Source organism: Aeromicrobium phoceense, assembly GCF_013868155.1.
In the GTDB taxonomy this organism is placed as follows: domain Bacteria; phylum Actinomycetota; class Actinomycetes; order Propionibacteriales; family Nocardioidaceae; genus Aeromicrobium; species Aeromicrobium phoceense.
Window position 1 is genome coordinate 430,190 of sequence record NZ_JACEOG010000001.1, and the last position, 12,572, is coordinate 442,761.

At 71.9% G+C, this 12,572-nt stretch carries 12 protein-coding genes; 4 read left to right on the forward strand and 8 right to left on the reverse strand.

Features of this window, described 5'->3' with window-relative positions; genetic code table 11:
• Positions 1-2 precede the first annotated feature (2 nt).
• Positions 3-551: a maltokinase N-terminal cap-like domain-containing protein gene (locus H1W00_RS02080; RefSeq protein ID WP_181753203.1), complete on the forward strand. Its 549-nt coding sequence runs from the start codon at positions 3-5 to the stop codon at positions 549-551.
• Between the two features lie 169 nt (positions 552-720).
• Here H1W00_RS02080 and purB read toward each other — a convergent pair whose 3' ends face one another.
• The 8 genes from purB to H1W00_RS02120 all read right to left on the reverse strand — a co-directional run bounded on the left by purB (position 721) and on the right by H1W00_RS02120 (position 8,638).
• Positions 721-2,142, reverse strand: coding sequence for an adenylosuccinate lyase (purB, locus tag H1W00_RS02085; RefSeq protein WP_181753204.1), 1,422 nt, complete (start codon positions 2,140-2,142; stop codon positions 721-723).
• 17 nt (positions 2,143-2,159) lie between these two features.
• On the reverse strand, positions 2,160-3,167 hold the full coding sequence (locus H1W00_RS02090; protein ID WP_181753206.1) for an Lrp/AsnC family transcriptional regulator: 1,008 nt from the start codon (positions 3,165-3,167) through the stop codon (positions 2,160-2,162).
• A 101-nt stretch (positions 3,168-3,268) separates the two neighbouring features.
• Positions 3,269-4,513, reverse strand: a complete 1,245-nt coding sequence (gene purD, locus H1W00_RS02095) for a phosphoribosylamine--glycine ligase (protein WP_181753208.1) — start codon at positions 4,511-4,513, stop codon at positions 3,269-3,271.
• 35 nt (positions 4,514-4,548) lie between these two features.
• Positions 4,549-5,094, reverse strand: coding sequence for a hypothetical protein (locus H1W00_RS02100; protein WP_181753212.1), 546 nt, complete (start codon positions 5,092-5,094; stop codon positions 4,549-4,551).
• On the reverse strand, positions 5,087-5,833 hold the full coding sequence (locus H1W00_RS02105) for a hypothetical protein (RefSeq protein ID WP_181753213.1): 747 nt from the start codon (positions 5,831-5,833) through the stop codon (positions 5,087-5,089). Before H1W00_RS02105 ends, H1W00_RS02100 begins: the two co-directional genes overlap by 8 nt.
• A 7-nt stretch (positions 5,834-5,840) precedes the next feature.
• Positions 5,841-6,797, reverse strand: coding sequence for a hypothetical protein (locus H1W00_RS02110; RefSeq protein ID WP_181753215.1), 957 nt, complete (start codon positions 6,795-6,797; stop codon positions 5,841-5,843).
• Positions 6,794-7,324, reverse strand: a complete 531-nt coding sequence (locus tag H1W00_RS02115; RefSeq protein ID WP_181753217.1) for a hypothetical protein — start codon at positions 7,322-7,324, stop codon at positions 6,794-6,796. Before H1W00_RS02115 ends, H1W00_RS02110 begins: the two co-directional genes overlap by 4 nt.
• Positions 7,325-7,354: 30 nt before the next feature.
• On the reverse strand, positions 7,355-8,638 hold the full coding sequence (locus H1W00_RS02120; RefSeq protein ID WP_181753219.1) for an adenylosuccinate synthase: 1,284 nt from the start codon (positions 8,636-8,638) through the stop codon (positions 7,355-7,357).
• Positions 8,639-8,896: 258 nt separating this feature from the next.
• Here H1W00_RS02120 and H1W00_RS02125 point away from each other — a divergent pair, with 258 nt between their 5' ends.
• From H1W00_RS02125 to H1W00_RS02135, 3 genes are read left to right on the forward strand one after another with little or no spacing between them, the layout of a single operon-like run.
• A complete protein-coding gene (locus H1W00_RS02125; RefSeq protein ID WP_181753221.1) occupies positions 8,897-10,288 on the forward strand; it encodes a condensation domain-containing protein in 1,392 nt (463 codons plus the stop codon).
• Positions 10,285-11,685 carry a condensation domain-containing protein gene (locus H1W00_RS02130; protein WP_181753223.1) on the forward strand — a complete coding sequence of 467 codons (1,401 nt, stop codon included), beginning with the start codon at positions 10,285-10,287 and terminating at the stop codon, positions 11,683-11,685. The genes H1W00_RS02125 and H1W00_RS02130 overlap by 4 nt, the downstream gene beginning before the upstream one ends.
• 10 nt (positions 11,686-11,695) lie before the next feature.
• Positions 11,696-12,571: a YegS/Rv2252/BmrU family lipid kinase gene (locus H1W00_RS02135; RefSeq protein WP_181753226.1), complete on the forward strand. Its 876-nt coding sequence runs from the start codon at positions 11,696-11,698 to the stop codon at positions 12,569-12,571.
• The last annotated feature ends 1 nt before the right edge of the window (position 12,572 follow it).

Genomic DNA, 12,572 nt, shown 5'->3' on the forward strand with positions numbered 1-12,572 from the left:
CCATGGGCGTCGTTCATCCGGGTTCCGAGCTGAACCCCACCAAGGCCGAGCTGCTCGAGGCATGGCTGCCCCACCAGCCGTGGTGGCCGGCCGGCGCGTCGGTCCCGCCGTTCCAGTCGAACTTCCGCTTCGACGATCCCGAGGGCGAGGTGGGGATCGAGTCGTTCCTGCTCCCGGTCGGCGACGAGGTCGTGCACGTCCCGCTGACCTACCGCTCGGCCCCGCTCGAGGGCGCTGACCTCGTGGGCGAGATGGACCACTCGGTGCTCGGTCGCCGGTGGGTCTACGACGGCGCGACCGATCCCGTCTACGTCGCCGAGACGTCCGCCGTGATCCGTGAGGGCCGCGGCGAGGTCACGATGCTGATGCCCGACGGCAGTCGCATCTCGCGTCGCTCGGTCACCGCGTCGGTGCACGGCAGCGGCTCGGGCGACGGCACGCTCCACGTCGAGCGGATCGTGGACGCCCAGGCACCTGCTGAGGCAACCGGCCTCCTCACCGCGACGTGGGCGGAGCACCCCGGCCCCGTCGTACTGGCCTGGCTCGCCTGATCTCGATACACCTGCTCGTTCCTCGCAGGCACTCGATCACCGGCCGCCGGCGATCGAGCAGCCGGCGCCGGCCGCCGGCGATCGAGCAGCCGGCGCCGGCCGCCGGCGATCGAGTAGCTGGGGAGCGCAGCGAGCCGCGTATCGAGATCACGTGATCCCGGCGGCGAGGTCAGAGGATGGCGCCCGGCGCGTAGGCGGCGGCGTCGGGGTGGCGCTTCAGCACGGCGTCGACCTGCGACAGCACCGCGGAGACCTGGGAGACGGCGGCGCCCGTGAAGGCCAGCGGCTCGGCGACGAGGCGCTGGAGGTCCTCGGCCGTGAGGCCGAGACGGTCGTCGGCGGCCAACCGGTCGAGCAGGTCGTTGTCGGCGGTGCCCTGCTCGCGCATCTCGAGCGCGACCGCGACGGCGTGCTCCTTGATGGCCTCGTGGGCGGTCTCGCGACCGACGCCGTGCCGCACCGCCGCCATCAGGACCTTCGTGGTGGCCAGGAACGGCAGGTAGCGGTCGAGCTCGCGCTGGACCACGGCCGGGAACACCCCGAACTCGTCCAGCACGGTCAGGAACGTCTCGAACAGGCCGTCGGCGGCGTAGAACGCGTCCGGCAGAGCCACGCGGCGCACGACCGAGCACGACACGTCGCCCTCGTTCCACTGGTCGCCGGAGAGCTCGCCCACCATGGACGCGTAGCCCCGCAGCACCACCGCGAGACCGTTGACGCGCTCGCACGAGCGGGTGTTCATCTTGTGGGGCATCGCCGACGAGCCGACCTGGCCGGGCTTGAAGCCCTCCGTGACCAGCTCGTTGCCCGCCATGAGGCGCACCGTGAGCGCCAGGCTCGACGGCGCGGCGACCAGCTGGACCAGCGCGCTGACGGCGTCGAAGTCGAGGGACCGTGGGTAGACCTGACCGACGCTCGTGAACGTGCGCTCGAAGCCCAGGTGCGCCGCGACGCGCTGCTCGAGGTCGGCGAGCTTCGCCTCGTCGCCACCGAGGAGGTCGAGCATGTCCTGGCCGGTGCCGACCGGGCCCTTGATCCCGCGCAGCGGGTACCGGGCGATCAGCTGCTCGACGCGCTCGATGCCGACGAGCAGCTCGTCGGCGGTGGTCGCGAAGCGCTTGCCCATCGTGGTGGCCTGCGCGGCGACGTTGTGGCTGCGTCCGGCCATCACCAGTTCGGCGTGCTCACCGGCCAGCCGGCCCAGGCGCGCCAGCGCGGCGACGGCTCGGTCGCGCACCAGCGCCAGCGAGGCGCGGACCTGGAGCTGCTCCACGTTCTCGGTCAGGTCGCGCGAGGTCATGCCCTTGTGGATGTGCTCGCTCCCGGCGAGGGCGGCGAACTCCTCGATGCGGGCCTTCACGTCGTGGCGGGTCACGCGCTCGCGCGCGGCGATCGACTCGAGGTCGACCTGGTCGACGACCGCCTCGTGCGCCTCGATGACGCCGTCGGGGGTCTCGACGCCGAGGTCGCGCTGGGCCTTCAGGACCGCGATCCACAGCTGGCGCTCGAGGACGATCTTGTGCTCGGGCGACCAGATGCGTGCCAGCTCGGCGGACGCGTAACGGGAGGCGAGGACGTTCGGAGTGGTCACCCGCCCATTGTCGCAGTTCAGCCTGCGGCGCCGGAGAGCAGGACGCGGCCGTCGTCGTCCAGGACCCGCCCCTGGCGCTTGACGCTGCGGACGATCGTGGCCCGGTCGAGCACCTGCCACCCCGGCACCTGCGCTGCGGCGGCGGCCTCGAAGTCGACGAGGTCCCCGAGGGCGCCGAACCGCGCGACGAGGGCGAGGTTGCCCGGGGCCACCACGGCGGCGCAGCGCACGACGCACGGGAACTCGCTCATCACGGGGCCGACGGCCCGCGGATCGTCGGCCCGGACCTCCAGCATCACGGCGCGGCCCGCGCCACCGGCCGAGGCCACCACGTCGCAGCCGAGGCGGATCGCGCGCGAGCGCAGCGCCCGGTCGAGCAGGCGGCGTGCCGTCGGCTCGGGGCGGTCGAGCCGGCGGGCGATGTCCGCGACGCTCATCCGCGGCTCCTCGACCAGGGCCTCGGTGAGTTGCTGGAGGACGTCGTCGTCCGGAGCGGACACGGGGCCGTCGCTGCGCCGGTCGAGCGCGAGCTCCTGATCGGCGTCCAATGCGCCGAGGCGCCACTGCGCGTCCTCACGGTGAACCGTGGCGATGAAGAAGACGCGCGTCATGAAGACGTCGGGATCCGAGCCCACGAGGGTGTCGACGCGCTCACGCATGGCGCCGAGTCCGCGGCCGACCAGCACCACGGCGATGTCGTCCTCGCCGGCCAGCAGGTCGACCGCGTAGACCTCCTCCTCGGCGGCGATCCTCTCGGCGACCCGCACCTCCGAGCCGGGACGGACCTTCAGCTTCAGGACGACGGCGTCGCGGTCGGCCGCCAGCTGCTCCGCGCTCGGGCGGACCACGAACCAGGCGAGACGCTCGGCGACCAGGCGGTCCCACCGGCGGGCAGCAGTGGCCGGGTCGACGCCGATCGTGCGACCGATCGCGCTCCACGGCGCGCGCGGCGCCACCTGGAGGGCATGGACCAGGGCGAGGTCGATCTCAGGCAGCTCGGGAAGGCCCTGCCACGACGCGTACATGACTCCAGAGTATGGGTTGACGGTTTCACGCCGCATCTCGGTGGCGGATCGTCGCCATGATCAACATCACGCTGACGGAACCGGGCAATGCGTGCGTCCCGTCATTCCGGGAGATGCGCCGCGATGTCCCGCCGGTGGTGGGCCCCGCGGATCCGGACCAGATCGACCCCGGCGTACGCGCGACGTCGCGCCTCGTCGAGATCGGCACCCACGGCGGTGACCGACAGGACGCGTCCACCCGCCGTCACGAGGTTGCCGTCCTCGTCGATCTTGGTCCCCGCGTGGATCACGTCGACGCCCTCGAGCGCGTCGGCCTCGTCGACGCCGTCGATGCGGTCGCCCGTGACCGGCGACTCCGGGTAGTGCTCCGACGCGATGACCACCGTGACGGCCGAGCCGTCGTGCCACTGCGGCAGGCCGACCTCGGCGAGCGTGCCGGTGGCCGCGCCGTGCAGCAGCGCCGACAGGGGCGTCCTGAGCAGCGACAGCAGGGCCTGGGTCTCGGGGTCGCCGAAGCGCGCGTTGAACTCGACCACGCGCGTGCCCCGGCTGGTGAGGGCCAGGCCTGCGTAGAGCAGACCCTGGAAGGGGGTGCCGCGCGCGGCCATCTCCTTGACGGTGGGCAGCAGGACGCGCTGGGTCACGTCGCTCACGAGGTCGTCGGGCGCCCATGCGAGCGGCGTGTACGCCCCCATGCCGCCGGTGTTGGGCCCTTCGTCGCCGTCGAGGGCGCGCTTGAAGTCCTGGGCCGGCTGCAGCGGCAGCACCGTCGAGCCGTCGGTGATCGCGAACAGCGAGACCTCCGGACCGTCGAGGTACTCCTCGATCACGACGCGGGCGCAGGAGACGCCGTGGTCGAACGCGACCTGGCGGTCCTCGGTGACGACGACGCCCTTGCCGGCGGCGAGCGCGTCGTCCTTGACGACGTAGGGCGGGCCGAAGGTGTCGAGCGCGTCGGCCACCTGCTCAGGGGTCTCGCAGACCCGGGCCATGGCGGTGGGGACGTCGGCGGCGGCCATGACCTGCTTCGCGAACGCCTTCGAGCCCTCGAGCTGGGCCGCCTCGGCAGTGGGGCCGAAGCAGGCGATGCCGGCCTCCCGAACGGCGTCGGCGACGCCGGCCACCAAGGGCGCCTCGGGGCCGACGACGACCAGGCCGGCACCGATCCTCGTGGCGAGGTCGGCCACGGCCGCGCCGTCCAGTGGGTCGACCGGGTGCAGCGTGGCGACGGCCGCCATGCCCGGGTTGCCCGGGGCGGCGTGGACCTCGGTGACCTGGGAGTCACGGGAGAGGGCCAGGGACAGGGCGTGCTCGCGGCCGCCGGTGCCGATGACGAGAACCTTCACCCGTCGAGCCTAGCGGCGCCCGGCGCCGGCACCGATCACGACGGGGCGTCGGCGGAGCCGGCGGCGACCTCGCGAGCGAGCGCCACGAGGCCGTCCCACGGACGCGGCCCGTCGGTGCCGGTCAGGAACGAGGCCCACGTGAGGGGCTGCTCGACCGGGAGCGTGAGCTCGTCGAAGGCGCGGGTCCAGCCGGCCAGCAGCCGCTCGTCGTAGCGGCCGGAGGCCAGCAGGAACGAGGTGACCGCCGAGACGGTGCCGCGACGGTCCTCGTCGTCCTCGCGCAGCAGCTCGGCGAGGTCGGCGCCGAACCCTTCGGCGTCGAACTCGGGCCACGAGGCGGCCGCGTGCAGCCCGTCGCGCAGCAGGTCGGGCAGGCGGTCCCAGTCGGTGAGGTCCTCGCGGTGGGGTCCGAACGCGATCGTGGCCAGCGCCGCGACGACGCCGTGGGCCCCGATGGCCGCGAAGAAGCCCGCCATCGCCTCGGGGCGCCGGTGCTGCCGCTCCAGCACCCGCATGAGGCGGGTGAAGCGCGCCGCCTGCTGCCGCGAGACGAGATCGGAGGGCGGGAGGACGTCAGTCATCGGCCACCTGGGACCTGCGGCCCGTGACGACGTCGCCCAGCGCCGCGACGACCTCCTCGAGGGTGAGCGGGACGAGCGAGACCTCGACCTCCTCGTTGCCGGTGCGGGGCGCGTGCTCGACGCGGTACCAGCCCTGGGCGCCCGCGTCGACGACGGTGACGGAGGCGTCGACGTCGCGCTCGGCCCAGTTGCCCGTCGCGCGCCAGGCCAGGCGCCACCCCTCGAGGATCGGATCGAGCGCCGCGTCACCGCTCGGGTCGACGCCGTCGAGCGTCATGGCCGCGTCGATGACCGTGGTGTTCGTGCCCACGGTGTCGCGGTCGTCGACGACCTCGCGGTCGAAGATCGCCAGCCACTGGCGCAGCTGGTCACGCAGCAGGCCGAGCTCGGTGGCCGTCACGACGACCGCGCCCTCGGCGTCGGGCGTGCTGGTGGTGGCGCGGCCGTCGGGCATCCAGCCGATGAACAGGGGCTTCAGGGTGGCGCCGTCGAAGCGCTCGACGACGATGCTGCGTGCCGGGCCCACCGCGACCTCGACCAGGCTCGCGGCCGTGGGATGGACGCCCGTGGAGGTCACGAGTCCCTCCTGGCGCAGGCGGGTGGGCGCGTCGCCCGGGCTGATCCGGCCCGCATGGACCTCGGCGAGCTTGATCAGGTCGTCGTAGCCGACGGTCAGCTGCAGGAAGGTCTCGTCGAGTTTCGGCACGGTGGCTCCAGCGTTCGCAGGGGTGTCGTTCATGTCGTGATCAGTCCCAGAAGGTGAGCGTGTCGCCGACGTCGGACCAGGTGTCGCCGTCGGTGACGGTGTCCCAGGCGTTCGAGGCCGTCTCGCTGATCTCGTCCCAGTGGTCGACGACCTCGGCCCCCGCCCAGACCAGGCCGGTGGTCACGGCGATGGCGCCGGTGACCGGGTTCGGTGCGATCAGGAACGCGGTCGTGGAGGCGCTGAAGGCGGTCTCGGCGACGTCGGCGACGTAGCCGGCACCCTCGCGCTCGAACGCGTCGATCGGGTTGCCCTGCTGGATGAGGTTGTTGACCCCGACGGCGGTGCTGTAGACGCCGCCGACGATGCCCAGGCCGCGCATGAGGCCCAGTCCGCCGGGATTGCGCGCGAGCGGGTCGGCCCAGCCCGCGGTGGGGAACCGAGTGCCCGGTCCGGCCCACTTCGGCAGCTTGTTGAGCAGCGCGGTGGGCGGCGCGGCGTGCCGGCCGCCACCGGAGAGCATCCAGCGGGCCCACTCGCCGGTGCGCCCGCCGGCGTTCGCCATGCGGGTCAGCATCTGGCGGCCGACGAGGCCGGTCTGGAAGATCGGCGCGACGCCCGTGGCCATCTTCTTCATCTTGCCCAGCGCCGCGGCGATCGAGATGAGCGGGAAGTCGTCGTCGTTGCCGAAGATGTTGCCGAACTCGGCTCCGAGGTACTCGCCCAGCAGGTCGTTGAGGGTGTCGTTGATGGCGCCGAGCGACATCGAGACCTTGCCCTCACCCGACTCGTCGAGCAGCAGCGCGATGTCGGCGAGCCCGTTGAGCTTCTCGGCGGCGTCGTCCAGGAACGTCGCCTTGGCCTCGATGTTCTCCAGGCTCGGCAGCGCCACGGGGCTGGCCGACCTCGCCGAGGCGGCGTTCGAGCGGATCTTGCTGGCGAGCTCCTCGGCGCGCGTGGCCGAGAGCGTCAGCTGGTCGTAGTCCATCTCCACGGTCATGAGCGCTGACTCTCCTTCAGTGCGGCCCACAGGGCGATGTGCTCGGGCGCCGCGAGCTTCGTCACGCGCGGCGCGATGAGGTCATACTCCCTGACGATCGACCACTCCGTCACCGCCACGTTGATCGGCGAGGCCCACCGGCGCGACGCCACGAGGACTCCGGCGTCGCAGCGCAGCGTCACCAGGTCGGGCAGCGAGCGACCGGTGTACTCCATCCCGGGCAGGACGAATCCCGCGTCGCCGGTGATGGTGTGCCGCTTCCGGCGGACCAGTCCGCCGGGACTGCCCTGCGCGGTGGTCACCGTGGCGACCCGCGCGCCGTTCAGGCTGACCGGGACGCCGTCGTCGAAGACGCTGCGCCACTGGTTCGCCGCCCGCTCGGCCGCGGACCGGCGGTCCGTCACGTCGAGCTCGACGACCGCGTCCTCGACCGTGGCCTCGATCAGGCCGTCGCGCACCACGACGCGCACCGGACCCCACCGGGCCCGGCGGAACGCCTGCCACTCGAACCGCTTCTCCTCGTTCACACGTGCCCCCGTATGTGCCAGGTGTTCAGGTCAGAGCAGGTCGTGCAGGACGACCGTCTCCTCGCGGTCGGGACCCACGCCGACGGCGCTGATCCGCGAGCCGCTGATCGCCTCGATCTCGCGCACGTACGACTGCGCGTTCGCGGGCAGGTCGGAGAGCTCCCGGGCGCCGCTGATGTCCTCGGACCAGCCCGGGAAGTACTCGAAGATCGGCTTCGCGTGGTGGAAGCCCGTCTGGGTCATCGGCATCTCGTCGACGCGCTCGCCGTCGACGTCGTACGCGACGCACACCGGGATCTGGTCCCAGCCGGTCAGGACGTCGAGCTTGGTCATCACGAAGTCGGTGACGCCGTTGATGCGAGCCGCGTAGCGGGCCACGGGCGCGTCGTACCAGCCGCAGCGGCGCGGGCGGCCCGTCGTCGTGCCGAACTCGCCGCCGTTCTCGCGCAGGCGGTCGCCGTCGGCGTCGAACAGCTCGGTGGGGAACGGGCCCTCGCCGACGCGGGTGGCGTAGGCCTTGACGATGCCGATCACGCGGGTGATCTCGGTGGGCGCGATGCCCGAGCCCGTGCACGCGCCGCCGGTGGTGGCCGACGAGCTGGTGACGAACGGGTAGGTGCCGTGGTCGACGTCGAGCAGCGTGGCCTGGCCGGCCTCGAGCAGCACCGTCTTGTCCTCTCGCAGGGCGTCGTGCAGCACGAGGGCGGTGTCGGCGACGAACGGCCGCAGGCGCTCGACGTGGCCGAGCAGGGACTCCACGATCTCCTCGGCCGACACGGCGCGTCGGTTGTAGACCTTGGTGAGGATCTGGTTCTTGAGGTCGAGCGCGCCCTCCACCTTCGCGCGGAGGATCTTCTCGTCGAAGAGGTCCTGCACGCGGATGCCGAGACGGTTCATCTTGTCGGCGTAGGTCGGGCCGATGCCGCGGCCGGTGGTGCCGATCTTGCGGCTCCCGAGGAAGCGCTCGTTGACCTTGTCCAGCGTGCGGTTGTAGTCGGCGATGATGTGCGCATTCGCACTGACGAGCAGGCGGGAGGTGTCGATCCCACGCGCGTTCAGGCCGTCGATCTCCTGGAAGAGCACGTCGAGGTCGATGACGACGCCGTTGCCGATCACCGGCACGCAGCCCGGGGTGAGGATGCCGCTCGGGAGCAGGTGCAGTGCGTACTTCTCGTCACCGATGACGACGGTGTGGCCGGCGTTGTTGCCGCCGTTGAACTTCACGACGTAGTCGACGCGGCTGCCCAGGAGATCGGTCGCCTTGCCCTTGCCCTCGTCACCCCACTGGGCTCCGACGATCACGACTGCGGGCATGCGAGCCACCCCTCCACCAGACGGAAAGCCCCGCAACGGGGGCTCTTACTCGTCGATCCTACCGAGAAGCGAGCGGCGCGGGGGCACAGGCCCGCGACCCGGGGGGCCATGAGCGCCTGCCAAATGAGACATCCGCACGAGTTCGTTCCGAGTGATGGACGTCACGGATTCCTGCAGTAGCCTTCCTGTAACTGCTCGTGTAACGGTGAGTTGCAGTGGGACTCCCCCGGGCCCAACGGCACTCGAAGGAGGACTCCCTTGCATCCCCATCGCCTGACGCTCGTCCCGGCGGGAGACATCCACCTCTGGGTGCCCCGCTCCTCGACGCTGCGCGCCTTCGCCACCGCTCCGCCGGACCCGCGCCCCGTCACCCCCGACCAGCAGCGCCGCCTCGACATCGCCAGCCTCCCGCGCCACGTCGACGACGAGGTCAACCCGTGGATCGGCCTGCGCGCCACGCTGCACGGTGCCGACTTCGTCTCGCTCGCGGGCACGCTGCGCCGGTTCTGCGCCCGCCACGAGAGCCTGCGGTGCATGTTCGTCCGCCGCGACGACGGCAGCTACGAGCGCCGCATCGTCGACGCCGAGCTGATCGGCTTCCAGCCGCGCCACGTGGGGCACTTCGCCGATCCCGGCGAGGCGTTCGACGCGGTGATGGCCGAGCTGGACGACCTCACCGGGCCGCTGTCGTGGCCCGCCGCCACGGTGATCACCGTGACCGACGAGAACGGCGACATCACCGTCTTCGCCGCCTTCGACCACGTGACCTTCGACGGCTACAGCGCCTATCTGACGATGGGCGAGCTCAAGCTGCACCTCGAGGCCGAGCTGAACCACGCGCCGCTGCCGACCCCCGTGGGCAGCTACGTGGACTTCGCCGTCGAGCAGCGCGCCATCCAGGACGCCATCACGGTCGACAGCCCCGCCCTCGAGCCCTGGCGGCGCGCCGCCGACGCCACCGGCAACCTGCCCGGCCTGCCCCGGGGCACGGGCGTCCGCCGGGGTGACCTGATCCAGCACCGGATGCGCTACCCGACCTTCGCCGGTCCCCGCCTGAGCAAGGCCTTCCACCGGTGGTGCGAGCGCAACGACGTCCCGCCCGCGCTGGCCTTCACGGCGGTGCTGCTGCGCGCCATGGTTGCCGAGGAGCCCGACGATCGCCTCACCGTGCTGATGTCGACGCACAACCGCAACCGGCAGGAGTGGCACCAGGCGATCGGCTGGTTCTCCGGGATCGTGCCGATGACGGTCGACATGGGCCGCGACCTGCCCCTCACCGAGCTGGCCCGGCGCACGGCGGAGGCGTGGCAGCTCGCCCGCACCGCCGAGACGATCCCGCTGCCGCTGGCCAACCAGCTGCTCGGCACCACGATGCGGCCCGCCGCGGTCGTGTCGTTCCTGGACTCGCGCCACTGCCCCGGGCGCGACGGCTGGGAGGAGATGGACTCCACCGTCTTCCTGGGCGAGGTCGAGCCCAGCGACGAGATGCACCTGTGGGTCAACTCGATGCCCTACGGCACCGAGCTGGTCCACCGCACCCCCGACACCCCGCCCTGCATCGAGTGGCTCGACCGCGTGATGAACCGGATGCGGGAGCAGATGGTGGCGGTCACGCGTGAGGTCAACGATCCGACGGAGGCACTGGCATGAGGATGACCCGCATCGAGGAGCTCGACACCATCGACGGTGACGTGTTCCTGCTCCGCCCGTCCGAGGAGTCCTACGCGGCCCTCGCGGTCGCGCCCGCGAACGAGCACCGGCCCTCCTACATGCAGGACCAGCACCTGCGGCTGCGTCGGGCGATGGAGCGAGTCGGGTCGGCCGACGCCAACTGGCTCGGCCTGTGCTTCGACGTCCCGGGCCCGCTGGACGTCGATGCTCTGCAGCGCGCGGCCACGACGTGGGTCCGCCGGCACGAGGTCCTCTGGGGCACCTTCCGGGACAACCCCGACGACCCCGACGGCGAGATGACCCGCCATGCGGTCGCGCCCGAGGACATGACGCTCACCGTCACGCCGCTCGGCTCGCACCCCGGGCCGGACGTGAACAACGTGCTGCTCAAGCACTTCAGCGACGCCGTCGACCCGATCGACAACTTCGGCTACGCGATCGCGGGCGTCTCCGGCGACGACACGTCCACCATCTTCTGCGGCTTCGACCACTGCTACGGCGACGGCTTCAGCGTCCTGCTGGGCTACATGGAGCTCTCCCAGCTGTACGCCAACGAGACCGGCGCCGAGCACGTCGAGCTGCCCCCGGTGAAGGGCTACATGACGTACGCCCAGGAGGAGCGCGCCGACGCGCAGCAGTACGACATCGAGCACCCGTCCATGCAGTTCTGGGCCGACTACGCGATGGACGGCGTGGTCGCCAAGGACGGATTCCCCATGGACCTCGGGATCGCCGAGGGCGAGCGGTTCTGGCTGATCCCCATGGACTACGACATCCTCACCGCCGAGGAGTGCGACCGGCTCGAGGCCATCGCCAAGGAGGAGGAGGCCACGTTCCCGTCGGTCGTCTACGCCTCGTTCGCGCTGGCGGCGCGCGACCTGGCCGGCCGGAGCGCGTACCGGTTCTTCAACCCCGTCGCGACGCGCGACACCGCCGAGACGCTCGTGACGATGGGCTGGATGATCAACGTCCTGCCCATCCACATCCCGGTCGGACCCGAGGACACGCTCTTCGAGGTCGCCCGCGACGTGCGCCAGAAGTTCCGCGAGGCCCGTGTCTGCGAGCCGGTGCCGGCGCTGCGGGTCATGGAGGTCGTCCAGGAGGTCTTCGGCTTCTCGCTCGAGGACACCCACCGGCCGGCGATCGTGTCCTACCTCGACGGCCGGATGATCCCCGGCCAGGAGAAGTGGGCGCAGGACCGCTTCCACGGGACCACCGGCCAGGGCTACGACGACAACGTGAACGTGTGGATCAACCGCACGCCCACCGAGCTCTACGTCATGTGCAGCGTCCCGCAGACGCCCACGGCGGTCGAGAACGTCAACGCGTTCTTCACGTACGCCTCGAACGTCCTGCGAGGTGCGCTCACCCGCTAACGTCAGTGGGGTGAACTCCTGGCTGGCGGTCAGCAACGCGAATGCGGGCACCTCCGACGAGGAGGTCATCGCCCGGGCGCTCTCGGCCCTGCGCGAGGTCGCCGACGTCGACCACGTGGCGACCGAGGATCCCGACGACCTGGCCGCGGCCCTGGCGAAGCACCCCGACGTCGACCTGGTGGTCTCCATGGGCGGGGACGGCAGCCTGCACGCGGTGGTCCAGGCGCTGCACGACGCCGGTCGGCTGCCGGGTACCCCGGTGGGACTCGTCCCGCTGGGCACGGGCAACGACTTCGCCCGGACCCTCGACCTGTCCACCGATCCCGTGGTGGCCGCCCACGACCTCGCCAACGGCTCGGTCCGGCCGATCGACCTGATCCTGGACTCGACGGGGCGGGTCGTGGTGAACGCGGCGCACGTGGGCATCGGCGCCGAGGCCGCCGCGCGCGCCGAGCCCGTCAAGCCGGCGCTGGGTCCGATCGCCTACGTGCTCGGGGCGATCTCGACCCTGTTCAGCCGCAGCGCCGACGTGCACGTGACGATCGACGACCGCACGCTCAGCGGCCGCGTGGCCCAGGTCGCGGTCGGCAACGGGCGCTTCGTGGGCGGCGGCGGCGAGCTGCTGCCGCACGCCATCGTCGACGACGGGGCGATGGACGTGGCCGTCGCGTTCGCGGCCCGGCTGCCCCAGCGGATCGCCTACGCCCTGCACCTGCGCCGTGGCACCCATCCGGGCGCCGACTTCGTGCACTACACGCGGGCCCAGTCGGTGCGGGTGGAGGGCGAGCCCGTGCGCTGCACGACCGACGGCGAGCTCTCCGACCCGCGCCGGGAGCACGGGTGGGAGCTGCACGCCGGCGGCCTCGCGATGCGCCTTCCCGACTGAG

Coding starts and splice junctions, on each gene's coding strand:
- H1W00_RS02080 (WP_181753203.1), top strand. CDS start 3: ATGGGCGTCGTTCATCCGGGTTCCGAGCTGAACCCCACCAAGGCCGAG.
- H1W00_RS02090 (WP_181753206.1), bottom strand. CDS start 3,167: ATGTACGCGTCGTGGCAGGGCCTTCCCGAGCTGCCTGAGATCGACCTC.
- H1W00_RS02100 (WP_181753212.1), bottom strand. CDS start 5,094: ATGACTGACGTCCTCCCGCCCTCCGATCTCGTCTCGCGGCAGCAGGCG.
- H1W00_RS02105 (WP_181753213.1), bottom strand. CDS start 5,833: ATGAACGACACCCCTGCGAACGCTGGAGCCACCGTGCCGAAACTCGAC.
- H1W00_RS02110 (WP_181753215.1), bottom strand. CDS start 6,797: ATGACCGTGGAGATGGACTACGACCAGCTGACGCTCTCGGCCACGCGC.
- H1W00_RS02120 (WP_181753219.1), bottom strand. CDS start 8,638: ATGCCCGCAGTCGTGATCGTCGGAGCCCAGTGGGGTGACGAGGGCAAG.
- H1W00_RS02130 (WP_181753223.1), top strand. CDS start 10,285: ATGAGGATGACCCGCATCGAGGAGCTCGACACCATCGACGGTGACGTG.